Origin of the sequence: Paraburkholderia sp. (assembly GCF_035656215.1) — a bacterium.
Lineage (GTDB): Bacteria > Pseudomonadota > Gammaproteobacteria > Burkholderiales > Burkholderiaceae > Paraburkholderia.
Genome location: NZ_DASRSY010000113.1, coordinates 1 through 23395, shown reverse-complemented (window position 1 = coordinate 23395; position 23395 = coordinate 1). Strand labels below are relative to the sequence as shown.

Genomic DNA, 23395 nt, shown 5'->3' with positions numbered 1-23395 from the left:
ATTGCGTAACGACTCGCTCGAAACGAAGCCGAACTTTGCGCAGTTCACGTTGCAACGTGGTCTCACGAATCTGGTGACGGCCTACGGTGGCGGCGTGGCTGCGAACGGCTATGTGGCTGCTGACGTGGGCGCTGCACTGAACACGAAGTTCGGTGCGTTCTCGGCCGACGTCACGGCTGCGCGGACTCAAATCCCGAATCAAAGCACGATGCGGGGCACCAGCTTGCGCATCGGTTATAGCAAGTTTATCGATTCAACGGACACCAATATTGCTGTTGCGGCTTACCGTTATTCGACTGCAGGTTTTATGAACCTGTCGGACGCGGCCTCGGTGCGCGATCTCGCGATGCACGGTGGCGATACGAATTCCGTCTATCGCCAGCGCAACCGCTTTCAGCTCACGGTCAACCAGAATCTGAAGGGCCATGGAACCGTGTTTCTGAGCGCTTCGTCGCAGCAGTACTGGAATCATGGCGGCAGCGATACGTTCTATCAGGCCGGCTATTCCAACAGTTTCAAGTACGGCACGTACAGCGTCACTGCTGGACGTACCCGCAACTCGGACGGCTCGATGTCCAACCAGTACATGCTCAGCACGACGCTTCCGCTTGGCCATAGCCAGCATGCGCCGCTGATGTCGACGAACCTGTCCAGCTCGGGCGGCTCCATGAACCTGCAAGCGAATGTAGGCGGCTCGCTGGGCGACAGCAACCAGTACTCGTACAACGCGTACGGCACGTATGGCGCCGGCAATGGCAGCAGTTCGTCCAACACCGGCGTGAGCGGTGCATGGCGCGCGCCGTATGCGCAGATGACGGCCTCGGCAAGCGCGGGCTCGGGTTCGAGCCAGGTGTCGGCCGGTATCAGCGGGACGGTCGTTGCGCATCCGGGCGGCGTGACGTTCTCGCAGACGGTTGGCGATACGTTCGGCATCGTCGAGGCGCCGGGTGCTGCGGGCGCAAGCGTGACCAGCGCGCCGGGCGTCAAGCTCAATGGCCGTGGCTATGCAGTGGTGCCTTACCTGACGCCTTACGGCATGAACGTCGTCGACATTGACCCGAAGGGCACTTCGACCGACGTCGAATTCGAATCGACTTCGGAGCAGGCCGTTCCGCGTCTCGGCTCGGTGGTGATGATCAAGTACAAGACGGTGAATGGCCGTGCGGCGCTGATTCGTGCGCCGCAACTCGGCGACAAGGCGCTGCCGTTTGGCGCGGATGTGGTTGATGGCAATGGACGCAACGTGGGCGTTGTCGCGCAGGACAGCCGGATTTTTGCGCGTGGGCTGGAAGACAAGGGCTCGTTGTTCGTGAAGTGGGGTTCGGCAGCTTCGGAAGAATGCCGGATTGATTATGTGTTGCCGAAGTCGACAGGGAAGGCCGGTGCGGCTTATCTGTCGGTAGAAGGTCACTGTGTGACCGTTCAAGCTAAAGGTGAGTGAAATGTTTAAATCGAAGCCATTTGTCGGCAATTCGCGCCCGGCATCGCTGTTCCTCGAGAATTGTCCAGGGCAGACTCGCGACGGGCGTCCCGGCTTGAAAATGATGCGATCGTTTTTGTTCGCCGTGTTGTTTTTGTTGACGGGTATCGTTCCACTTTCCGCGCGGGCGAATATCACGTGTAATAACAGTTCGGGTACTAACTTGGTTCTGGCCGCGGGAACGATTTCCGTTCCGGCTAATTCTTCGATCGGATCGACTATCAGTACGTCGGCGCCAAGCACTTACGTCTTGCAATGCAAGTTCCTTAACGCAGGTCTGAAGGATACGTCCGCCACTAACACGGCGAATTTTTCCACGACCACTCCGCTTGTGTATGGCACAGACGTGTATCAAACGAATATTCCGGGCTTGGGCGTTCGCTACATTTTCAATTCGCCCGGATGCAATGCCACGAACGTCGCTCTTACCAACGGTGCAGCCGCCGTTAAGTGCTCGTTTTCGGGCCCCCTTGATGGTCCCTACGTGCCCGTTCAGATAACGGTCACCACCCAGTTGGTCGTGACGGGAGCAATTAGCGGCGGTATTTCCAATCTGACGACCAGTCCGCAAATCACGATTATTTTTACGGACTCAGACTCCAACACGAATTGGGGACAGGGTAATCTGTACACTGGGTCAGCCAGCGGCGCGATTACTCAAGCCACCTGTTCGGTAACCCAGGCCAACACCTATGTTCCGCTCGCCACTGCCGACACCCGCGCTTTTGCGGCCGGCGCCGGGGCCGTGTTTGCACCGACGCCGTTTTCCCTGACGTTTTCCTGCAGTGCCGGCGCCAAGGTATCCATCACACTGACTGATAACGTGAACCCGTCCAACCGCTCGAACACCTTGCAGCTCACCAGCGATTCCTCGGCTAAGGGCGTTGGGATTCAGGTACTTAACAGTGCGGGCCCGATTTTATTCGGCGCGGATTCCTCGGCGCCGGGCAATACCAACCAGTGGCTGATCGGCGACTCGCCGAGCGGTCAACTGCAAGTTCCTATGACCGCGCGCTACATCAGTACCGGACCGGTCTCGGCTGGAACAGTTAAGGCGCTCGCTACTTTCACCCTGTCCTATCAGTGATGCTGCGAGGGCGGTGATCGGCCGCCCTCCTACCAGAAAAGCTGTTCTGCACTGCCGCCCCGGCGCCCCACGCCATAAGCGGTTTCCCTCCTCCCCTCCCCATGACGTGTATCATTCGCTCCTTGCGCTGTTCTGCGCTGGCGATTCCCGGATTGTCGAACGCTCGTTCGTGACCTGGTTCCGACGCGGCTGAGTTGCGATTGTGACGCGGGTTCCAGACCCAACTCCCGCAGCTCGACGCCGCCGCGCCAGACGTGGCAGCCCAGCGGCCACAAGCCGCTGAAGACCGCCCGAACCCCTATCCGTGACCGCCCGACCCGATGTCAGTCTCCGAACTCAAACGCCGCCGCACGTTCGCGGTCATTTCCCACCCGGATGCGGGCAAGACCACGCTCACTGAAAAGCTGCTGCTGTTCTCGGGCGCGATCCAGATCGCCGGCACCGTGAAGGGCCGCAAGAGCAACCGCTACGCGACGTCCGACTGGATGGAGATCGAAAAGCAGCGCGGCATTTCCGTCGCCAGCTCGGTCATGCAGTTCGAGTACGGCGACGCCGTTATCAACCTGCTCGACACCCCGGGCCACGAAGACTTCTCCGAAGATACTTACCGTGTTCTGACTGCGGTCGATGCCGCCGTGATGGTGATCGACGGCGCGAACGGCGTCGAAGCGCAAACGCTGAAGCTGCTCGAAGTCTGCCGCAGCCGCAAAACGCCGATCGTCACCTTCATCAACAAGCTCGACCGCGAAGTGCGCGAGCCGCTCGAACTGCTCGACGAAATCGAACAGCATCTGGGTGTGGCCGCTGTGCCGTTCACGTGGCCGATCGGTATGGGCAAGGATTTCCAGGGTGTCTACGACATCCAGCGCGACCAGGTGCGCTTGTTCCGCGCCGGGCAGGATAAGGCGGGCGGCGCGGTCGAAACGCTACATGCGCTCAGCGACGAAGAAGGTGAACGCCGCTTCGGTCATGCCTGGGTCAAGGCGAAAGAAGAGATCGATCTGATCACCGGCGCGTCGCCCGATTTTGATCGCGAACTGTTCCTCGCCGGTCAGCAATCGCCGGTGCTGTTCGGCTCGGCGATCAACAACTTTGGCGTGAAGGAAATTCTCGACGCGCTGGTCGATCTGGCGCCGCCGCCGTCGATGCGCATGACCGTGCAACGTCCGGTGATGCCGGACGAGCCTAAGTTCACCGGCGTCGTGTTCAAGGTGCAGGCGAACATGGATCTGGCGCACCGCGACCGCGTGGCGTTCATTCGCGTGTGCTCGGGGCATTTCGAACGCGGCATGGCCGTGAAGGTGACGCGCACGAACAAAACGTTCCGCGCGAATAACGTGGTGACGTTCCTGTCGCAGCGTCGTGAGACGGTGAGCGAGGCGTATCCGGGCGACATCATCGGTATCCCGAATCACGGCACGCTGAGTCTCGGCGATACGCTGACCGAAGGCGAGCAGTTGCAGTTCGTCGGCTTGCCGTTCTTCGCGCCGGAAATCTTTCAGACGGTGGAAGTGGTCGATCCGATGCGCGCTAAGCAACTCGGTGAAGCGCTGAAGCAACTCGGCGAAGAGGGTGCGATTCAGGTGTTCCGTCCGGAAGTGGGCGGCTTGATCATTCTTGGTGCGGTTGGCCAACTGCAGTTCGAAGTGGTGTCGCACCGCTTGTCGACGGAATATAAGGTCGACGTGCGGATGGCGCCGGCGCGGTATCGGATGTCGCGCTGGGTGACGTGCGACGATGCGGCTGAATTGCGCCGCTTCACTGATTCGTATGCGGCGCGGATCGCGCTCGATGCATCGGATGCACCGACTTATCTGGCATCGCATGTGTCGGAGATTGAAGTCGCACAGAAGGCCTGGCCGAAGATCGTCTTTAATGAACTGCGCGAGCATTCGGGCGCGCCGTTCAAGAAGGCGATGTAAGCATGTCCCGCATCGGGTGGGCCCGATGAAGCGAAGAAGCCGCGTCCAGGACGCGGCTTTTTTTTCGGCCTTTCGGCCCGGCACCCAGCCTGATCTGTCGGTCGCCTTGCATCACTCCATCTTCAACACCTCTTCCCGCATCCACGCCGCAAATGCCTGCACATGTTCGAGCATGGCATGGCGTTGCGCGACGTCGAGCCAGTAACCGAAGGGCCCGGTCACCTCGACATCGGAGAACCGCGCCAGACTCCCGTCGGAGAGTTCGTCGACGATCATGTTCTGATCGACAACCGCCAGCCCCGCACCCTTGCGCGCGGCGCGGATCGCCTGTTCGAGCGTGGAGAATTCGATACCGTTTTCCGCGTAGCGTGCGGGCATGCCCGCCTTCGCCAGCCAATTCGGCCAGAGATCCAGCCGGGCGTCGTTATGCAGCACGTGCAGCGCAGGCAGATGCTCGAGCAGCAGGTCGAGTGATTCGCTGAGCAGATGGGGTGCGCCGACTAGTACGTGGCGCTCGGTCATCAGCAATTCGGAATGTGCACCCGCCAGCGCGTCGCGCCCGAAGCGGATGATGCAGTGGCAATCTTCCGTGGGCGAGGTGCGAACGGACAGTTCGACGTCGGGCAATTCATCAGCCAGCGAACCGAGCCGCGGCGAGAACCACTGTGTCGCAAAGGTGGGCGGCACGGCGACGACGAGACGCCGCCGCCCTTTGGCCGCAGTAATCTGACGGAAGCCGCGCTCGATCGTGTCAAAGGCGTCGGACAGGCAGGGTAAGAATTGCTGACCCGCCGGCGTCAAGCGAATGCCTTTGTGATCGCGCTCGAACAGTTGTGCGCCGAGCGATTCCTCGAGCAGCTTGATCTGCCGGCTCACCGCGCCTTGCGTTACGCATAACGCAGTGGCGGCGCGATTGAAGCTCATGTGGCGGGCGGTCTCTTCGAAGAAGCGCAACGCGATCAGCGATGGCAAGCGCCGCATAAATCACCTTCTGTCTCTTGGTTCATCCGGACCAGGTGCGACTGTTGTCGCGCGCGCCCGCGGAATCCATATTCGTATCGCGCGTTGTCTCCGACGCGCCGTGCCGATCATCAATCAGCACAACCGTTTCAAGGCAAACGGGCTGTTCGGCATCCGTAGGATTGTCGCATTTCGGCTCAATATTTTGCCTGTGTACGCTAAAAAAATTCTGGTGCGCGTTGGCGTGGATCAAACGGAATTTCGCGCACGTTACGCCGCGAATTCAGAAGCGCCGCGCAAGCCTCCGACTTCGCCTATCCTGACGAAGATGCTCGCCTGGCTGTCGGCGTGCCTTCCCACTCCGCGGAGCCCCCGTGACCGTTCGCAATCTCGATGCCTTGTTTCGACCCAAATCCGTCGCCGTGATCGGCGCTTCCGAGCGGCCGGGCAGCACCGGTGCGATGGTGTGGTCGCGCGTGCTGGAAGGTGGTTTCAACGGCGCCGTCTGGCCGGTCAATCCGAAATACGACATGCTTGGCGGCCACGCGGTAATTGGCGATGCCGGTGATCTGCCGGAAGCGCCTACTGTCGCAGTGATCTGCACGCCGCCCGGTACGTGGCCTGGCATCATCCATAAACTCGGCGGTTTGGGCACGCGCGCGGCAATTATCGTCGGCGAGGTACGCTGCGATGAGGACCGGCTGGCGATGCGGCATGCGCTGTCGGCGGCGCGACCGCATCTGCTGCGGATTGTCGGGCCGGGCAGTCTCGGCGTGGTGACGCCGGCGCTGCATGCGCATTTCGGCGCGCCGTCGTGCACGGTGAAGGCAGGCGGCGTGGCGTGGGTGTCGCAGTCGAATGCGCTGACCAACGCGGTGCTCGGTTGGGCGCATGCGCGCGGTCTTGGCTTTTCGCACGCCGTGGCGCTGGGTGGCGAAGCCGACGTGGATGCCGGCGACGTGCTCGACTATCTGGCGAGCGATCCCGGTACGCGCGCGATCCTACTGGAGCTGGATACGGTGCACGCGGCGCGCAAGTTCATGTCGGCGGCGCGCGCGGCGGCGCGCAACAAACCGGTGCTGGCACTACGCTCAGGCCGCGCCGATCCGGCCGACGCGCTGTACACCGCTGCGTTTCGTCGCGCGGGCATGGTGCGCGTCGATTCGCTCGACGATCTACTCGATGAAATCGAAACGCTCGGCGTGGGCCGGGTGGCGGCAGGCGCGACGGCGACGCTGATTACCAGTGACAGTGGCCTCGCTACGCTCGCCTGCGATGCCTTCGCCGCCGCCGGCGATACGCTCGCGCCGTGGCCTGCCGAAGCAGATGCGGCGCTAAGCGAAGCGCTGCCGCACGCGGTGGCCGGCAACCCGCTGCGACTCGGCGACGACGCTCGTCCCGAGCATTTCGGCACCGCGCTCAAGCTCCTCGCTGAGCATCGAAGCACGGGCACGGCGTTCGTGGTGCACGCGTCGACACATGGCGCGCCGGTCGGCGAGGTGGCGCAGGCGTTGATCGCGAACCAACGCTTCGCGTATCGCGGTTTGCTCGCGTGTTTCTTCGGCGGCGTTGATGCAGCGACGCGCGATGCGCTGCATGCGCAAGGCATTCCGGTTCATACGACGCCGCAGCGGCTCGCGCGCGCCTTTGCACGTCTGGTCGACTACCGGATGGGCCGTGAATTGCTGATGCAGACGCCGGAAGGTTTGCCGGCGCAGATCCCCGAAGCGATCGACGCCGCCCAGGCGCTAGCGCGCGCCGCGCTTGCTGCAGGTGAGCACCAACTAACTGGCGAAGCGGCGGCGCGGTTTCTTGAGCGTTTTGGGCTGCGCGTCGAATGGCAAGCCGGCGGCCCGAAGGTGAGCGGGGCGCAAATGGCGGCACTGAGCTCGAGACAAGGGCCGGCTCAAGAATCGACGCGAGGCCTCGCACAACGGCCGATGCAAGTGACGGTGCCAGAGAGAAAGCTAGCGGCAGCGCTTCCCGCTGCAGGAGGACAGTTAGACCCGGCAACGGACGACTGCGCAGACACGGGCGCCGCCGCAGTGGCAAAAAAACCCGTCGTCGACATCGCCGTGGAGCTTCACGACGACGATAACTTCGGCCCCGTCTTCCGCTTCACCGCGCCATCGGCGGACGGCGTCTCCGACCCGCTGCGCGTCTACGGCCTGCCGCCGCTCAATCCGATGCTGGCGCGCGACATCGTCACGCGTTCGCGTTACGCGCGGCTGATCGCGCCTGAACCAGCGCTGGCCGCATTGACGGCTTTGTCGCAGGCGGTCTGCGACGTCAAGGAACTCGTCGGTCTTACGCTCACGCTGCGGGTGTTCCGTGAACACGTGACGGTGGTCGAGCCGACCCTGAATATTGCGTCGACACGCAGCCGGCTCGCGATCGTGCCGTACCCACGCCGTTTCGAAGAGACGCTCGACTGGCACGGCCTACGCGTGACGATCCGGCCGATCCGTCCGGAAGACGAAGCCGCGCATCACGATTTCGTCGAAGCGATGACGCCGGAAGATTTACGGCTGCGTTTCTTCGGCGCGGTCGGCAGCTTCGATCACTCGCAGCTCGCGCGCATGACGCAAATCGACTACGACCGCGAAATGGCGTTGATTGCGACGGTGACGAGCGAAGACGGCTTTACGCGCACGCTCGGCGTCGTGCGCGCCATAGCCGATCCCGACAACGAGACGGCCGAGTTCGCCGCCGCGGTGCGTTCCGACCAGAAAGGCCGGCGCCTTGGGCAATTGCTGATGGATCGGATCATCAAGTACGCGCGGGCGCGCGGTACTCATTGGCTGGTCGGCGAGGCGTTGCGGGAAAATACGCCGATGATCGCGTTGGCCAAATCCTGCGGCTTCACCATCACGCCGACGGAAGATCCAGGCGTGGTGGGCTTCAGAATGGCGCTGGATAAAACCTAAACTCAGACCGGCAGCTTGGCCAAAGCTTCGTCGACTTGTGTGCGGGTCACGGACAGCTCTTCCAGCAACGTTTCAGCGTAGACCGCGCCGGTCTCGCGCTCCAGACGCGCGATGGTCGCCGCGCAACGGTTCGCGTCCTTCAGCGTCGCGATGAACGACTTCACCGATTCACCCGCCTTGAAGGCATCGAACAAAGGAACGCGGATGTCGTCCGGCAGCGGACGGGCCGTCCATTGATACGGCTTGCCGTTGAACGTGAACGACGGCGGCAGCACGCGCTCTTTCTTCGCGGCCGGAATCAGGCCGAAGGTGCGCGCGGCGTCGCCAATCTGCTCGGCCGAAAACAGTTCGTCCGGGCTGATGTCGAATTGCTGGATGAAGGTCTCGATGCTTTGCATCGCCGCGGCGCGGTCGTCGCGGCGCTTTTGCGCATGAGCGACGATGTCGCGCAGTTCGTCGGCTTCTTCAGGCGTGATCGTGAAGCTCGACTGCTTCTGCTGGAGTTCGGAAAAACGCTGGAATTCGGAATCGGTCAGAAGTTTCGCCATTGCTTGTCGATGAGCGCGCATGAGGGGACCCATGCGGCGTGATTTTTGAGAGGGTCGCCATTCTAAACCATGTGCGGAAACGGACGATTTGTGCAGCGACCTGCCGCACAAATTCGCCGTCCGGCAACAGTGCGCTAGACCGCCTCTTCCCGAAACATCGACAGCGCCTGCACCGTCTCACGCAGCAAACCCGTCGCCGTCTCCAATGTCGGCGCAACGTATTCGTCGATGCGCCGCAAGTACGGGCAAGTGAGCGCCGCGATCGCCTGGCCGGACGGCCCCTGGATCGGGAAGGTGACGTCGGTCACGCCGAACGTCTGCTGACTGTCTTTCTGCGAAAAACCCGCCGCGCGAATCCGCTCGCAGGATTGTTCCAGGGCATCGCGATCGATCGTGACTTCGCCCTTCACCTTGGTGTGTTCGGCGAGCATCTGCTCGCGCTGCTCGTTGCTTTGAAACGCGAGCATCACGCGGCCTGAACCCGTATCGATCAGCCCGACCCGCGAGCCGAGCCGTACCGACATCCCCCACGTGCCCGGTCCATCCACCTGCGCGATCACCAGCAGATTGCCGCGGTCGTACACCGCAAGATGACATGACTGCTCGGCAGCATCGGCAAAACGTTGCATCAGCGGCAAAGCTTCGGCGATCAGGCGGTTCATCGGCGGATGACGATGTGCGAGCGCATACAGCTTGAGACTCAGCGAATACCGGTCGCCTCCCGCCGAGCGCACCACATATTGCCGCGCGACCAGCCGCTCCAGCATGCGGTACATCTCGCTCGCGTTGCGTCCCAGCAGCTTGGTGATTTCGGCGCGCGTCAGCCCTTCTTTCTGCTCGGCGAGCAGTTCGAGGATGTCGAGACCCTTGTCCAGCGCGGGGGCGCGGTAACGGTCGGCGTCGTCTTTGTCTTCTGCGTCCATCGTGAGCGAGGTTCCGTGTGCTGTTCTCATTATCTGGCGAGTGAGTGTACGTGTATGGCGATTCTCGTGCGAGGCGACGCGGGTCCAGGGGAAACACTGACGCATGGTGCAGTGCACATCACTTGACTTCAAAAAGTCCGTATATGAATAATACGTTCATTGGTGAATGAATACACACCAATACATCATAAGAAAGCGCAGGACGAAGTGCTCGCCACTCATGGCTGGTTCACGCAGTTCAACAACGCAATTTGTATGGGGCCGGACTAAGCGCTAAAGCGCTAACTCCGGACCGACATAGGAGACAAACCATGACGTTTGCAAAAGGGCCGCACGCGGCTCGCCGCATGTTCCGGAGTTCGCTGTTCGCCGTCGCAGCGGCAGCTTGTGTCGCCGGCCTCGCTGTCAGCGGTGCCGCACAAGCCGCCGACGCCAGCAAGATCGGTCTCGATCTGCCGCTGCTCACCTCGCCGTTCTGGCAGTCGTATAACAACTATTTGCCCAAATACGCGAAGGACATGGATCTGGGCATCCTCGCACCGGTTAATTCGAACGGCGACCCCGTCCAGCAGATTACCGACATGAACAACCTGCTGAACCTCGGTGCGAAAGGCATCGTGGTCGGCCCGCTGGATTCGGCGGCGATCAGCCGCGCGCTCGATGCGGCTGCGGCGAAGAACGTACCGGTGGTCGCCGTCGACGTTGCGCCGACGCAAGGCAAGGTGGCGATGGTGGTGCGCGCAGACAACCGTGCGTACGGCGAGAAAGCGTGCAAGTACATCGGCGATCACGTGAAGTCGGGCAAGGTCGTGCAGATCATGGGTGACCTGGCATCCGTGAATGGGCGCGACCGGTCTGAAGCGTTCCGCTCGTGCATGAAGGGCTATCCGGGTTTGTCGGTGCTGGAGATTCCGGCGGCCTGGAAGGGCGATGTCGCGGCCACCGCGCTCGATAGTCTGCTCACCGCCAATCCCGACGTGAAGGGCATCTACATGCAGGCGGGTGGTGTTTATCTGTCGCCGACGCTGCAAACGCTGCGTCGCAAGCAGATGCTGTTTCCCGCTGGCAATGCGAAGCATGTCGTGATCGTCAGTAACGATGGCATCCCGCAGGAGTTCGACGCGATCCGTCGCGGCGATATTGACGCCACTGTCTCGCAGCCTGCTGATTCATACGCGAAATACGGCCTGTTCTATATCAAGGCGGCGCTCGCCGGACAAACCTTCAAACCGGGCCCGACCGATCACGGCAGCAACATCATTCAGCTCGCGCCAGGCCTGCTTGAAGACCAACTGCCCGCACCGCTCGTGACGAAGGCGAATGTCGACGACAAAGCGTTGTGGGGAAACACGGTTAAATGAGCGAGCTGACGCCCTCCGTGCCGGTCGTCGAAGCGCTTGAGGTCACCAAGCGCTTCGGCTCTACGGCCGCGCTGAAAGACGTGAGCATCCGCGTGATGCCGGGCGAGTCGCATGCGCTCGTCGGGCGCAACGGTGCGGGAAAATCGACGTTGGTGTCGATCCTCACCGGCCTGCGCAAGCCCGATACCGGCGAGGTGCGCTTCAGCGGCGCGGCCGCGCCGTCGATCGCGGAGCGCGACGCGTGGCGCGAGCGCGTCGCCTGCGTTTATCAGCATTCCACGATCATCCGCGATCTTTCCGTCGCGGAGAATCTGTTCATCAACCGGCAGCCGTCACGCGGCGGCGTGATCGATTGGCGCGCCATGCGTCGCGACGCGCGTGCGTTGCTCGACCACTGGAAGATCGACGTACGCGAAGACGCACGCGCCGGCGATCTGAGCGTGGAAGCGCGGCAACTCGTGGAGATTGCACGGGCGCTGTCGTACGGCGCACGCTTCATCATCCTCGACGAACCTACCGCGCAGCTCGATGGCGACGAGATCAAGCGCCTGTTCCGCCGTATCAGCGAGTTGCAGCGCGAAGGCGTGACGTTCCTCTTTATTTCTCATCACCTGCAGGAAGTCTATGAAATCTGTCAGGCCGTGACGGTGCTGCGCGACGCGCGGCATATCGTCAGCGCGCCGGTTTCCGCGTTGCCGCGCGAGCAGTTGATTGAAGCGATGACCGGCGAGCGCGGCGGCCTCGCCGTCGCCGATGCGGCGGCGCGCGATGCATTGCCCGCGGATACCGCCATCGCGCTGGAAGTCAACGATCTGGCAGGTTCCGATTACGAAGGCGTGTCGTTTACGGTGAAGCGCGGCGAAGTGGTCGGGCTGACCGGCGCGACGAGTAGCGGCCGCACGAGCGTGGCCGAAGCGATTGCCGGTTTGCGCGCGGCGAAGAGCGGCGCGATCAGTGTGGATGGCGTGAAGCTGCCACCAGGTGACGTGCCGGCAGCGCTGGCGCACGGCATCGGCTGCGTGCCGAAGGATCGCCATCACGAAGGGCTGGTGCTGACGCAATCCGTTGCCGAAAACGCCTCGATGACGATCACGCGCCTGCTCGGCAAATTCGGCATTGCGCCACCGGCGAAGAAAAATGCCTTCGGCCAGAAGATGATCGACGCGCTCGGCATTGTCGCGCAAGGTCCCGAGCACATTGTTTCGGGACTGTCGGGCGGCAATCAGCAGAAGGTCGTGATGGCGCGCGCACTCGCCACTGATCCCAACGTGCTCGTGCTGATCGACCCTACGGCAGGCGTCGATGTGAAATCGAAAGAAGCGTTGCTGTCGGTCGTGGATCGCGTGCGCGAGGACGGTAAAGCCGTGCTGGTCGTGTCCGGCGAACTCGACGATCTGCGCACCTGTGACCGCGTGCTGGTCATGTTCCGTGGCCGTGTCGCGGCCGAATTTCCCGCAGGTTGGCAAGACCACGACCTGATCGCATCCGTTGAAGGAGTCAGTCTCCATGAAGAATAGTGTGCCCAGCCCTGCATTCAGCACCGCGCAAGGTCAGGTGCAGCAGCCGCAGCCAGCTGCACAGGCGACGCGCGGCAAACGCGCTCGCAGTGAGCTCGCGCGACTGCGCGAACTGGCCTTGTTGCCCGCACTCGCGCTGCTGCTCGTGATCGGCGCGTTTGTCAGCCCAAGCTTTCTGACGAAGGCGAATTTGATCAGTGTGCTCGGTGCCTCCGCGGCATTGGCGCTGGTCGTACTCGCCGAATCGCTGATCGTGTTGACCGGCAAGTTCGATCTATCGCTCGAGTCGACCGTGGGCATTGCGCCCGCCGTTGGCGCGATGCTGGTGATGCCGGCGGCGTCCGCGGGCTTCGGGATGCAATGGCCGGCGGCGGTAGGCTTGCTTGCGATCGTCGTGGTCGGCGCGGTGATTGGCTTCGTCAACGGTTTCCTGGTGGTGCGTCTGCGGCTGAACGCATTCATCGTCACGCTGGCGATGCTGATCGTGTTGCGCGGCATGCTGGTCGGCGCGACCAAAGGCGGCACGCTGTTCGATATGCCGCCGTCGTTCTTCTCGCTCGCCACCACCATCGTGCTCGGCTTGCCGTTGTCCGTGTGGCTTGCGGCGGCCGCATTCGCGATCGCTGCGTTCGTGTTGCGCTATCACCGCCTGGGCCGCGCGCTATACGCGATCGGCGGCAATCCGGAAGCAGCGCGCGCGGCGGGGATTCGCGTCGAGCGTATTACGTGGGGCGTATTCGTGCTCGGTAGCATGCTGGCCTCGGTGGGCGGGTTGATCGTCACCGGCTATGTCGGTGCAATCAACGCGAACCAGGGCAACGGCATGATCTTCACCGTGTTCGCGGCGGCGGTGATCGGCGGCATTTCGCTCGACGGCGGCAAGGGCACGATGCTCGGCGCACTCTCCGGCGTGTTGCTGCTCGGTGTCGTGCAGAACCTGCTGACGCTTGCCCAGGTGCCGTCGTTCTGGATTCAGGCGATCTACGGCGCGATCATCCTCGGCTCGCTGATGGTGGCACGGCTCGCCAGCGGCGAAGGCCAGAACTAATGCGTACGCACCACGGAGAATTCACTTGACCAGCCGTCCAATGCAAACATCGCAAACCGACCCACGCCTGATCCTGCTCAGTCCCACGGATAACTGTCTGATCGCGGCGGCGCGCCTCGATGCAGGCACGCAAGTCGAAATCGAAGGCGAACGCGTGACGCTCGCCAAAACCATCGACCTCGGCCACAAGGTAGCGCGCCATGATCTCGCGAAAGACGACAAAGTGCTGCGTTACGGCGCGGTGATCGGGCACGTGACCGGAGCGGTAGCGCGCGGTGCGCATCTGCATACGCACAACCTCGAAAGCGATTACCTGCCCACTTATACGCACGACGCGGGCCACGAGTTCGTCCATCACTGAGTTGAGCACAATGACGTGGCTTTGCGCCGCGCTGGAATGATCATGACTGACACTTCCGTAGCATCCGCCGCCACGCAGCAGCCCATGCTGCAAGGCTATCTGCGCAGCGATGGCCGCAAAGGCATCCGCAATATAGTCGCAGTGGCGTATCTGGTCGAGTGCGCGCATCACGTCGCGCGCGAGATCGTCACGCAGTTTCGCGAACCGCTCGATGCATTCGACGATCCTTCAGCCGAGCGCGAGCCGCCGGTGCATCTGATCGGCTTTCCCGGTTGCTATCCGAATGGGTACGCCGAAAAGATGCTCGAGCGGCTTACCACGCATCCAAACGTGGGCGCGGTGCTGTTCGTGTCGCTCGGCTGCGAGAGCATGAACAAGCATTACCTCGTCGACGTCGTGCGTGCGAGCGGACGTCCCGTCGAAGTCCTGACGATTCAGGAGAAAGGCGGCACGCGCAGCACGATTCAATACGGCGTCGACTGGATTCGCGACGCACGCAAGCAACTTGCCGCGCAGCAGAAAGTGCCGATGGCGCTGAGCGAACTGGTGATTGGCACGATTTGCGGCGGCTCGGACGGAACCAGCGGCATCACCGCAAACCCGGCCGTGGGCCGCGCGTTCGATCATCTGATCGACGCGGGCGCGACCTGCATCTTCGAAGAAACCGGCGAGCTGGTGGGCTGTGAATTTCACATGAAAACGCGCGCCGCAAGGCCGGAACTCGGGGATGAAATTATTGCGTGCGTAGCGAAGGCGGCGCGCTATTACTCGATCCTTGGGCATGCCAGCTTTGCCGTCGGCAATGCGGATGGCGGCCTCACCACACAGGAAGAGAAATCTTTAGGTGCGTACGCAAAAAGCGGCGCATCGCCGATTGTCGGCATTATCAAACCCGGCGACGTTCCGCCGACCGGTGGCCTCTATCTGCTCGATGTCGTGCCAGATGGCGAACCGCGCTTCGGCTTTCCGAACATCAGCGACAACGCGGAAATCGGCGAACTGATCGCCTGCGGTGCGCATGTGATTCTATTCACGACCGGACGCGGATCCGTGGTCGGCTCGGCGATCTCGCCGGTCATCAAGGTGTGCGCGAATCCCGCGACGTACCGCAACCTTGCCGGCGATATGGACGTCGATGCAGGCCGCATTCTCGAAGGTCGCGGCACGCTCGACGAAGTCGGCCGCGAAGTGTTCGAGCAAACGGTCGCGGTGTCGCTCGGTGCGGCGTCGAAATCTGAAACGCTCGGTCATCAGGAATTCATCCTGACGTACAAGACATTTGAACCCGTGGGTCCGGCTTGTTTGCCGTCGGGTGTCGCATCGCCGCATCGGGTGGTTGCGATCGAGTCGCGCTGAACGGTCTATCAGCAGTCAATCCGTGATCGCTTCGGCGGCCATTGGTGGGAATCAGTGCTGCGGGCAAACTTCGCCGGCACGTGTTAAAACACTATTAAACAGGAGACGCGGTCCATGACGGCAACGATCGGTTCGAAGATCGAACAGCGGCGCGGCATTGGCCGCCGCGCATTGCAGGTGACAGGCTTGGGGCTCGGTACGGCGCCGCTGGGCGGCCTCTATCGCGATCTGTCCGATGAAGAAGCTCACGCAACGATTGCCGCCGCGTGGGACGCAGGCGTGCGCTACTTCGATACTGCGCCGCATTATGGCAACACGAAGGCCGAGCACCGTCTTGGAGATGCACTACGCCGCTATCCGCGCGGTGAGTATGTTTTGTCCACCAAAGTAGGCCGCCTTTTTGTGCCGCGCACCACGCCTTACGATCCAAAGGATGGCTGGCAGGACCCGCTGCCGTTCGAAGGGGTCTACGACTACACGCATGACGGCATTCTGCGTTCGTTCGAAGACAGCCAGCAGCGCCTCGGCATCGTCGATATCGACATTCTGCTGGTGCACGATATCGGCCGCGTCACGCATGGCGACCAGAACGCCCATTATTGGCGACAGTTGAGCGAGGGCGGTGGCTTTCGTGCGCTCGACGATCTGCGGTCCTCGGGCGCGGTGAAGGCGGTTGGGCTAGGCGTCAATGAAGGCGCAGTCATCCTCGACGCAATGGCCGAATTCGATATCGATTGCGCGTTGCTTGCCGGCCGTTATACGCTGCTCGAACAGACCACCCTCGGCGACCTTTTGCCGGCATGCGAAGCGCGCGGCGTCAGCATCCTGTTAGGCGGCGCGTTCAATTCGGGCATTCTGGCGCGCGGTGTCGAAGGCGATCTGAAATTCAATTATGGCGAGGCGCCCGCGGAAGTCATCGAGCGCGTCGCGCGGCTGGAAGCGGTGTGCCGGGTGCATGGCGTGCCGCTTGCCGCCGCAGCCTTGCAGTTTCCGTATGCGCATCCGGCGGTCGCGACCGTGTTGACTGGCGCGCGCAGTGCCGACGAATTGCGTGAGAACGCCGCGTCGTTCGAGCAGCCGATCCCGGCGGACCTATGGTCCGCGTTGCGTGACAAAGGTTTGCTCGACAGCCGCGCGCCCGCGCCAGAGGATTGATTTGACGATGCATATCGACGCCCACCAGCACTTTTGGGACCCCGCTCGTGGCGACTACGAGTGGCTGACACCGGAGCTGAAAATCCTGTACCGGCCGTTCGGTCCCGCCGATCTCAAACCCTTGCGTGAAAGTGCGGGCATCGAGCGGACGGTGGTGGTGCAGGCGGCGCCGACGATCGACGAAACACGTTACTTGCTGGACGTCGCGCGCAATGAGCCGTCGATTGCTGGCGTGGTGGGCTGGGTGCCTTTGCTGTTACCGAATGCGCCGGCCGTTATCGACGCCTTCGCGCATGAGCCGAAGTTCAAGGGCATACGGCCGATGTTGCAGGATCTGCCCGACGACGCATGGATTGCGAACCCGGATCTCGCACCCGCGATCGAGGCGCTGATCGCGCACGACCTCGCGTTCGACGCGTTGATCTACGCGCGGCACGTCGAGCCTTTCGAAACGTTCGCGGCGCGTTTTCCGGCGCTGCGCATCGTCGTCGATCACGGCGCGAAGCCGCCGATCCGCTACGGTCGCGCGGGTTGGCAATCATGGGCCGATGCAATCACGCGGCTCGCAAAGTTACCGCAAGTGCATTGCAAGCTGTCCGGACTCGTCACAGAAGCTTCGCCAGGCTGGAGCGAGGAAACGCTTCATCCGTACGTCGAGCATTTGCTGAAGTCATTCGGTCCGGCACGTTTGATGTGGGGCAGCGACTGGCCGGTGCTCGATCTGAACGGCGACTACCTGCTTTGGCACTCGGTGTCGAACACGTTGCTCGCGTCCTTGACCGACGCGGAGCGCGAAGCGGTTTTCGGTGGCAACGCCACTGCGTTTTATCGACTTTGATGTGACGAACACGCGTTACGAAGACAAGAGAAGCCCATTCAACTGGAGTCGTAGATGACACAAAGACTGGCCGGCAAGACGGCCCTGATCACCGCGGCAGGACAAGGCATCGGCCTTGCCACGGCGGAACTGTTCGCGCGCGAAGGCGCGCGTGTGATCGCCACCGATATCCGCATCGACGGACTCGCCGGCAAGCCGGTCGAAGCGCGCAAGCTCGACGTGCGCGACAACGCGGCGATCAAGGCGCTGGCGGCCGAACTCGGCCCGATCGACGTGCTGTTCAACTGCGCTGGCTTCGTGCACGCCGGCAACATTCTCGAATGCAGCGAAGAAGATTGGGACTTCGCCTTCGATCTGAATGCGAAGGCCATGTACCGCATGATCCGCGCGTTTTTGCCCGCCATGCTGGAGAAGGGCGGCGGGTCGATCATCAACATGTCGTCGGCTGCGTCGAGCGTAAAGGGCGTGCCGAACCGCTTTGCGTACAGCGCATCGAAAGCCGCGGTGATCGGGCTGACCAAGTCCGTTGCTGCGGACTTCATTACGCGTGGTGTACGCTGTAATGCGATTTGCCCGGGCACGGTGGCTTCGCCGTCGCTCGAACAGCGGATCGTCGAGCAGGCCAAGGCGCAAGGCGCGACGCTCGACGTCGTGCAGGCGGCCTTTGTCGCGCGTCAGCCGATGGGCCGCATCGGCAAACCGGAAGAGATCGCCGCGTTGGCGCTGTATCTCGCGTCTGACGAATCGTCGTTTACCACCGGTCATGCGCATGTGATCGACGGCGGCTGGTCGAACTGACGCGTATTGATCAACGCTGAAACACGAACCGAATATCATTGAACGTAAAGGGAAGTGCAACGATGAAACTGCTTCGTTATGGGCCGAAGGGCCAGGAAAAGCCGGGCTTGCTCGACGCGCAAGGCAAGATTCGCGATCTGTCGAAGGTAGTTGGCGATATTGACGGCGCTGCGCTGAGCGACGAAAGCCTCGCCAAACTGCGCGCGCTCGATCCGGCTTCGCTGCCGTTGGTCGAAGGCAATCCGCGCATGGGACCGTGCGTCGGCAAGATCGGCAAGTTCATTTGCATCGGGCTCAACTATGCGGACCACGCGGCTGAATCGAATCTGCCTGTGCCGTCTGAACCAGTGATTTTCAACAAGTGGACGAGTGCGATCTGTGGCCCGAACGACGACGTCGAAATCCCGCGTGGTTCGAAGAAATGCGACTGGGAAGTTGAACTCGGCGTGGTGATCGGCAAGCCGGCGAAATATATCGACGAAGCGAACGCGCTCGACTATGTCGCCGGTTACTGCGTGATCAACGACGTGTCGGAGCGCGAATGGCAGATCGAACGTGGCGGCACGTGGGACAAGGGCAAGGGCTTCGATACGTTCGGCCCGATCGGTCCGTGGGTCGTGACGCGCGATGAAGTGGCCGATCCGCAGAACCTGAGCCTCTGGCTGGAAGTGGACGGCCACCGTTATCAGAACGGCAGCACGAAGACGATGGTGTTCGGCGTCGCGAAACTGGTGTCGTATGTGTCGCAGTGCATGAGCCTGCAACCGGGCGATGTGATTTCGACCGGCACGCCGCCGGGCGTCGGCATGGGTGTGAAGCCGAATCCGGTGTTCCTGAAGCCGGGCCAGACGATACGTCTCGGTATTGAAGGTCTTGGCGAGCAGAAGCAGAAGACTTACGCGGCGGAGTGATTCGCTTGCTGCTGATTTGAAATGTGTTGTTGATAAAAGGGTCGTTCCCGCGTCGAGCAGGAACGGCCTTTTTTATGGATCCACGCGCGAGCGTCCCGTCGCGTTCACGCGTGTTGAGTTGAGAGTTGAAACGGCCTCGCAAACAGCGCGCCGGATTGATCGACGTTCAGCCCGCCGGTTCGTGCTCGCCGTTCTCGCTGATGCGATTGATCGTGCCTTGTGCAACAGCGACGAGCTTCTCGCGGCCACCGTCCATGACATACACGTTGCACTGGCAGGTTGCCTGAAGCCGGCCCGCGTAGACGACCTTCGCCCGCGCTATCAGCGTGCCGTTCACCACCGGTCGCAGATAGTTGATCTTGTACTCGCCGGTCACGACCCTCGGACCCAGCGACAGCGCGCCGGCGAACGTCAGCGCATTGTCGGCGAGATAGCTGATGACGCCGCCATGCACGAAGCCATGTTGTTGCCGCAGCTCGTCGCGGATCGGCAGGCATAGCGTCAGTTCGTCAGTGCCTGTGTGCATCAGCTCGGCGCCTAGCAGCATGCTGAACGGCTGGGCATGCAGTGCGCCGCGCGCCCGGTCGAGGAGGTCGGTCATCGTGAATCCTTCGGGCATGGCCCGCAGTGGCATCTGCACCGGCGTGCGTTGTGCAGTCCCTACCCACTCTAGGAAGCGCCGACGCACGGCGTCAAGGTGAATCGGAAATATCTGCGCGACATTGTTGTGTTAAATGGTTTGAATTGCGGAGTTGGCCGATGAAAAGGGGATGTAAGACGATTTTTGACGACATTGATCTCAAGCAAAGTTCGGTTATGCCGTTAACCCTGACGTAGCTCCCGTCATTCTTTGCTTTCAGGTGTTCACGATGTTCAGCAAGATCAAGGTCGCATCCGGCCTGTTGTGTGTTCTGGCCGCATTCTGCGTTTTCCAGCTTGTCACGGTGGGTTTGGGGTTCTGGTCCCTTACGCGAACTCACGACGACGTGGGTGATCTGTCGAGCATCGCTTTGAAGCAGGTGGACGCGGTCAATGAAACGACCCAGCGTTTGATGGATGCGCGCATCAACCTGTCACGTGCCGGTACGCGCATGGTGCGCGGCGGCGCTGAGCCAACCGACATCGTGCAGCATGCTCGCGAACAGTTGACGGCCGCCGATCAATCGTTTGGCGCCTTCATGAGCGTGCAGAAAACCAGCGACGAAAACAATGCGCGCGCCGCCGCGCTCGCCGAGCGCTACAAAAAGCTGCACGACGCGCTTTCGGAGTTGGCGCAGTTTCTCGACTCGAACAATATTCAGGCCTTTCTCGACCAGCCGACCCAGTCGTTCCAGGACGCCTACCTCGCCGAGTCGCACAACTTCGTGCAATTCGGCGACGCCGCGAGCCGTGCGTCGCTCGATTCGATCGATGCCCGCATGGCCATGTTCCGCGGCGTCAGCATTGCGATCCTGCTGGTACTGGTGGTGGGCACCTTCGGGGTGTACGCCGCGCTGCGCCGCGGCGTGGTAGCGCCGCTGGAAGAAGCCGGCCGCCACTTCGATCGCATCGCGCAGGGGCGCCTCGACCAGCCGATCGCCGCGCGTGGCACGAATGAAATCGGCCGCCTGTTCTCGGGCCTCGCGAAAATGCAGGCCAGCGTGGCGCGGACCGTGCAAACCGTGCGCGAATCCGCCGACTCGATTCACCTCGGCGCCAATGAAATCGCCACCGGCAACGCCGATCTGTCGGCTCGCACCGAAAACCAGGCGGCATCGCTCGAAGAAACCGCATCGAGCATGGAGGAATTGACCGCCACGGTGCGCCAGAACGCCGATCACGCCCGCGAAGCCAATGCACTCGCCGAATCCGCCCTTGAGGCGACTTCGCGCGGCAGCGAAGTGGTCAACGAGGTGGTCAACAAGATGCACGGCATCGCGCAAAGCTCGGACAAGATTGCCGAGATCATTTCGGTGATCGACGGCATCGCGTTCCAGACCAATATCCTCGCGCTGAACGCGGCCGTCGAAGCGGCCCGCGCGGGCGAGCAGGGTCGTGGCTTTGCCGTGGTGGCGGGCGAGGTGCGTGGCTTGGCCCAGCGTAGCGCGCAGTCGGCCAAGGAAATCAAGACGCTGATCAGTGAGTCGGTCGCCGAGATTCAGGGCGGCTCGACGCTGGTCGAGCATGCCGGCGAGGCGATGAGAAACGTTTCCGCGTCGATCTCGCGGGTCACGCAGATGATGGCCGAGATCAGCGCGTCGTCGCTCGAGCAGAGCACGGGCATCGAGCAGGTCAATCAGGCGGTGGTGCAGATGGACGAGATGACGCAGCAGAACGCGGCGCTCGTCGAGGAAGCAGCCGCAGCGGCAGCTTCACTGCATCAGCAGACGCAGCAATTGAAGGAGGCTGTTTCCGTGTTCGAAATTTCTGAAACTGTGTTGCGGACGCAACAACTGGACGAGACGCGCGGGCAAACGGCCGAGTTTGCGATGCCAGGGATGCGGGCAATTTAAGCCGGACAGGCGCCCCAAAAGAGGGCATCTTCAAAAGAAAATGGCCCGCCAAAGCGGGCCATTTTGCATCAGACGCAAGCGCCTAAGCGTGCCTCAAAGTACCCGAAGGTACTTAGGCCGGCTGGATGTTCGCAGCTTGCTTGCCCTTCGGGCCTTGCTTGACTTCGAACGTCACTTTCTGGTTTTCCTGCAGGGACTTGAAGCCGCTGCCTTGAACTTCCGAAAAGTGCGCAAACAGGTCTTCGCCACCGTCGTCCGGCGTGATGAAGCCAAAACCCTTTGCATCGTTAAACCACTTCACAGTACCTGTTGCCATTTTTAATCCAGTAAATGTTGTGTGTTGCATTCGCGACCGCTATTTCTCAACACGAGATCGAGCGCGAAGTACGAGTTGTATCACGTCTTTATGATCGACGCCAATCAACAAGTATTCGGGTATTCCCCTGATTGGGCCCTTTTGAGGCCCGGAAGCGTTTTGCAGGGGTGTCCGAGCCGGTAGGGTAAACTGGTCGTATTACTCTTCCAGGAAAAACATTGACACATTATTTGCAAGAAGAACTTACCTCGTTCTGGAGTCGTTTGACCCCGTATCTCGCGATATTGGAGTCGAAATCACCTCAAGAAGACGCCCCAGATCCGGTTGGCCGTATCACGGTCGATACCGAAGACCACCAGGCTTTCGCCCTTCACACTACCGATAAAAAGCCGCTCGGCGACGCATCGGATACCCCCACCGGACAAAGCGCGACCTACACGCGATTTAAGACTGCCGACGCCGATTGGGGACCTTGGCAACGCGAAGAATATTGATTGACCGGTCGGTCGGCTTTTGGCGCCGATGTCCGGCAAGACGGCGACCGGCGCTTAGCCCGGCAACGCGTCATAGGCGGTCGCGAGATGATAGGGGGTGGTCGACGGCATGTCGGCACGCGCCACTTCACCGGCCGCCGTTTTGCATTCGAACCAGCCTTGCGGACGCAGAAAGCGTTGCTGGAAAAGCTCGATTTGCCGCGGCAGCGCGGCGAGCGCAGCCGGGTCGTCATGGCTCGCCAGTGCGCGCAGATATTCCGTCTGAGCCCAGATCCGCTGGGTGGCGTCCTTGATTCCTCCGGTTTCGTCGAGCGAGGCGCACACGCCGCCCGTTTGCGGATCCACGCCATATTGCTGCGCGAAGCTGAACGCACGCGTCAGCGATTCGTCGAGACCTGTGGTTTCGAACAACGCGCCTGCCTGTTTGACCAGCCAGAACCATTCGAACTGGTGTCCCGGTTCCAGGCGGTTGTCGTCCGCGCCAATCGGCAATTCGGCGATGCAGCCCGTCGGCGCATGCACGAAGTGATGCGCGACGGCGCCGGCAAGACGGCGCAGCGCGGCGTCGAAGGCGTTGTCGCGCGTGGCGGCGCGGGCGGCCAGCCAGGCTTCAGTCAGGTGCATCAGGGGATTCTGAATCGGCGTACCGGTCACGCCGGCGAAATCCGCGGTGAGCGCGGCGTTGAACAGGTCGTCACTGGCCGCGAAGTGCGATTGAATCAGTGCCGACGTGTGATGCACGACTTCCAGCGCGTCGCGGTTGCCGGAACGGCCGCCATATTCCGCACAGGCGAACACCACGAACGCATGCGTGTACAGGTCTTTGGTGGTGTCGAGCGGCGCGCCCTGTGCATCGACGCTATAGAACCATCCGCCGTGGCGCATGTCCTGAAAGGTGTGC

The 23395-nt window shown here is 61.9% G+C and carries 21 protein-coding genes; 15 read left to right on the top strand and 6 right to left on the bottom strand.

The window, feature by feature from the left end; all coding sequences use genetic code 11:
* From VFE81_RS06450 to VFE81_RS06440, 3 genes are all read left to right on the top strand, one after another.
* On the top strand, positions 1-1441 hold a 1441-nt coding region (locus VFE81_RS06450; protein ID WP_325043797.1), incomplete at its 5' end, for a fimbria/pilus outer membrane usher protein.
* 1 nt (position 1442) lies between these two features.
* Positions 1443-2567, top strand: a complete 1125-nt coding sequence (locus VFE81_RS06445; protein WP_325043796.1) for a fimbrial protein — start codon at positions 1443-1445, stop codon at positions 2565-2567.
* Positions 2568-2887: 320 nt separating this feature from the next.
* Positions 2888-4489, top strand: a complete 1602-nt coding sequence (locus tag VFE81_RS06440; protein ID WP_325043795.1) for a peptide chain release factor 3 — start codon at positions 2888-2890, stop codon at positions 4487-4489.
* Positions 4490-4600: 111 nt separating this feature from the next.
* Here VFE81_RS06440 and VFE81_RS06435 read toward each other — a convergent pair whose 3' ends face one another.
* On the bottom strand, positions 4601-5470 hold the full coding sequence (locus VFE81_RS06435) for a LysR substrate-binding domain-containing protein (protein ID WP_325043794.1): 870 nt from the start codon (positions 5468-5470) through the stop codon (positions 4601-4603).
* A 353-nt stretch (positions 5471-5823) separates the two neighbouring features.
* Between VFE81_RS06435 and VFE81_RS06430 the strand changes: the two genes are divergently transcribed.
* Positions 5824-8376: a GNAT family N-acetyltransferase gene (locus VFE81_RS06430; protein WP_325043793.1), complete on the top strand. Its 2553-nt coding sequence runs from the start codon at positions 5824-5826 to the stop codon at positions 8374-8376.
* 2 nt (positions 8377-8378) lie between these two features.
* On the opposite strand, the gene VFE81_RS06425 is transcribed toward VFE81_RS06430, so the two are convergent.
* Together VFE81_RS06425 and VFE81_RS06420 are read right to left on the bottom strand one after the other, a co-directional pair.
* Positions 8379-8924, bottom strand: a complete 546-nt coding sequence (locus tag VFE81_RS06425) for a hypothetical protein (RefSeq protein WP_325043792.1) — start codon at positions 8922-8924, stop codon at positions 8379-8381.
* 134 nt (positions 8925-9058) lie between these two features.
* Positions 9059-9847, bottom strand: a complete 789-nt coding sequence (locus tag VFE81_RS06420; protein ID WP_325043791.1) for an IclR family transcriptional regulator — start codon at positions 9845-9847, stop codon at positions 9059-9061.
* A gap of 347 nt (positions 9848-10194) precedes the next feature.
* On the opposite strand from VFE81_RS06420, the gene VFE81_RS06415 reads away from it, so the two are divergent.
* The 9 genes from VFE81_RS06415 to VFE81_RS06375 all read left to right on the top strand — a co-directional run bounded on the left by VFE81_RS06415 (position 10195) and on the right by VFE81_RS06375 (position 19192).
* Positions 10195-11208 (top strand): sugar ABC transporter substrate-binding protein, encoded by a 1014-nt coding sequence (locus tag VFE81_RS06415; RefSeq protein WP_325043798.1) that lies wholly within the window; start codon positions 10195-10197, stop codon positions 11206-11208.
* Positions 11205-12725, top strand: a complete 1521-nt coding sequence (locus VFE81_RS06410; protein ID WP_325043790.1) for a sugar ABC transporter ATP-binding protein — start codon at positions 11205-11207, stop codon at positions 12723-12725. The genes VFE81_RS06415 and VFE81_RS06410 overlap by 4 nt, the downstream gene beginning before the upstream one ends.
* Positions 12715-13773, top strand: coding sequence for an ABC transporter permease (locus tag VFE81_RS06405; RefSeq protein WP_325043789.1), 1059 nt, complete (start codon positions 12715-12717; stop codon positions 13771-13773). Before VFE81_RS06410 ends, VFE81_RS06405 begins: the two co-directional genes overlap by 11 nt.
* A 40-nt stretch (positions 13774-13813) precedes the next feature.
* Complete coding sequence (locus tag VFE81_RS06400) at positions 13814-14134, top strand: UxaA family hydrolase (protein WP_414695556.1); 321 nt, start codon at positions 13814-13816, stop codon at positions 14132-14134.
* 42 nt (positions 14135-14176) lie between these two features.
* On the top strand, positions 14177-15490 hold the full coding sequence (locus VFE81_RS06395; RefSeq protein ID WP_325043787.1) for a UxaA family hydrolase: 1314 nt from the start codon (positions 14177-14179) through the stop codon (positions 15488-15490).
* A 114-nt stretch (positions 15491-15604) separates the two neighbouring features.
* On the top strand, positions 15605-16645 hold the full coding sequence (locus VFE81_RS06390) for an aldo/keto reductase (protein WP_325043786.1): 1041 nt from the start codon (positions 15605-15607) through the stop codon (positions 16643-16645).
* 7 nt (positions 16646-16652) lie between these two features.
* Positions 16653-17483: an amidohydrolase family protein gene (locus VFE81_RS06385; protein WP_325043785.1), complete on the top strand. Its 831-nt coding sequence runs from the start codon at positions 16653-16655 to the stop codon at positions 17481-17483.
* A gap of 54 nt (positions 17484-17537) precedes the next feature.
* Positions 17538-18281: an SDR family oxidoreductase gene (locus tag VFE81_RS06380; RefSeq protein WP_325043784.1), complete on the top strand. Its 744-nt coding sequence runs from the start codon at positions 17538-17540 to the stop codon at positions 18279-18281.
* A 62-nt stretch (positions 18282-18343) separates the two neighbouring features.
* Complete coding sequence (locus tag VFE81_RS06375; protein ID WP_325043783.1) at positions 18344-19192, top strand: ureidoglycolate lyase; 849 nt, start codon at positions 18344-18346, stop codon at positions 19190-19192.
* Positions 19193-19358: 166 nt separating this feature from the next.
* Here VFE81_RS06375 and VFE81_RS06370 read toward each other — a convergent pair whose 3' ends face one another.
* On the bottom strand, positions 19359-19793 hold the full coding sequence (locus tag VFE81_RS06370; protein ID WP_325043782.1) for a PaaI family thioesterase: 435 nt from the start codon (positions 19791-19793) through the stop codon (positions 19359-19361).
* Positions 19794-20061: 268 nt separating this feature from the next.
* Between VFE81_RS06370 and VFE81_RS06365 the strand changes: the two genes are divergently transcribed.
* The gene (locus VFE81_RS06365; RefSeq protein WP_325043781.1) at positions 20062-21684 is read left to right on the top strand and encodes a methyl-accepting chemotaxis protein; all 1623 of its coding nucleotides are present in this window, start codon (positions 20062-20064) and stop codon (positions 21682-21684) included.
* A gap of 112 nt (positions 21685-21796) precedes the next feature.
* Here VFE81_RS06365 and VFE81_RS06360 read toward each other — a convergent pair whose 3' ends face one another.
* Complete coding sequence (locus VFE81_RS06360; RefSeq protein WP_007178724.1) at positions 21797-22000, bottom strand: cold-shock protein; 204 nt, start codon at positions 21998-22000, stop codon at positions 21797-21799.
* Between the two features lie 218 nt (positions 22001-22218).
* Between VFE81_RS06360 and VFE81_RS06355 the strand changes: the two genes are divergently transcribed.
* On the top strand, positions 22219-22494 hold the full coding sequence (locus VFE81_RS06355; protein ID WP_325043780.1) for a hypothetical protein: 276 nt from the start codon (positions 22219-22221) through the stop codon (positions 22492-22494).
* 54 nt (positions 22495-22548) lie between these two features.
* Here VFE81_RS06355 and VFE81_RS06350 read toward each other — a convergent pair.
* Positions 22549-23395, bottom strand: an 847-nt coding sequence (locus tag VFE81_RS06350) for an AGE family epimerase/isomerase (protein ID WP_325043779.1), incomplete at its 5' end; no start/stop codon positions are given.

Bases quoted from the DNA above. Each gene is read 5' to 3' on its own strand.
- VFE81_RS06445 (WP_325043796.1), top strand. From the start codon at position 1,443: ATGTTTAAATCGAAGCCATTTGTCGGCAATTCGCGCCCGGCATCGCTG.
- VFE81_RS06440 (WP_325043795.1), top strand. From the start codon at position 2,888: ATGTCAGTCTCCGAACTCAAACGCCGCCGCACGTTCGCGGTCATTTCC.
- VFE81_RS06435 (WP_325043794.1), bottom strand. From the start codon at position 5,470: ATGCGGCGCTTGCCATCGCTGATCGCGTTGCGCTTCTTCGAAGAGACC.
- VFE81_RS06425 (WP_325043792.1), bottom strand. From the start codon at position 8,924: ATGGCGAAACTTCTGACCGATTCCGAATTCCAGCGTTTTTCCGAACTC.
- VFE81_RS06420 (WP_325043791.1), bottom strand. From the start codon at position 9,847: ATGGACGCAGAAGACAAAGACGACGCCGACCGTTACCGCGCCCCCGCG.
- VFE81_RS06415 (WP_325043798.1), top strand. From the start codon at position 10,195: ATGTTCCGGAGTTCGCTGTTCGCCGTCGCAGCGGCAGCTTGTGTCGCC.
- VFE81_RS06410 (WP_325043790.1), top strand. From the start codon at position 11,205: ATGAGCGAGCTGACGCCCTCCGTGCCGGTCGTCGAAGCGCTTGAGGTC.
- VFE81_RS06405 (WP_325043789.1), top strand. From the start codon at position 12,715: ATGAAGAATAGTGTGCCCAGCCCTGCATTCAGCACCGCGCAAGGTCAG.
- VFE81_RS06400 (WP_414695556.1), top strand. From the start codon at position 13,814: ATGCAAACATCGCAAACCGACCCACGCCTGATCCTGCTCAGTCCCACG.
- VFE81_RS06395 (WP_325043787.1), top strand. From the start codon at position 14,177: ATGACTGACACTTCCGTAGCATCCGCCGCCACGCAGCAGCCCATGCTG.
- VFE81_RS06390 (WP_325043786.1), top strand. From the start codon at position 15,605: ATGACGGCAACGATCGGTTCGAAGATCGAACAGCGGCGCGGCATTGGC.
- VFE81_RS06385 (WP_325043785.1), top strand. From the start codon at position 16,653: ATGCATATCGACGCCCACCAGCACTTTTGGGACCCCGCTCGTGGCGAC.
- VFE81_RS06380 (WP_325043784.1), top strand. From the start codon at position 17,538: ATGACACAAAGACTGGCCGGCAAGACGGCCCTGATCACCGCGGCAGGA.
- VFE81_RS06375 (WP_325043783.1), top strand. From the start codon at position 18,344: ATGAAACTGCTTCGTTATGGGCCGAAGGGCCAGGAAAAGCCGGGCTTG.
- VFE81_RS06370 (WP_325043782.1), bottom strand. From the start codon at position 19,793: ATGACCGACCTCCTCGACCGGGCGCGCGGCGCACTGCATGCCCAGCCG.
- VFE81_RS06365 (WP_325043781.1), top strand. From the start codon at position 20,062: ATGTTCAGCAAGATCAAGGTCGCATCCGGCCTGTTGTGTGTTCTGGCC.
- VFE81_RS06360 (WP_007178724.1), bottom strand. From the start codon at position 22,000: ATGGCAACAGGTACTGTGAAGTGGTTTAACGATGCAAAGGGTTTTGGC.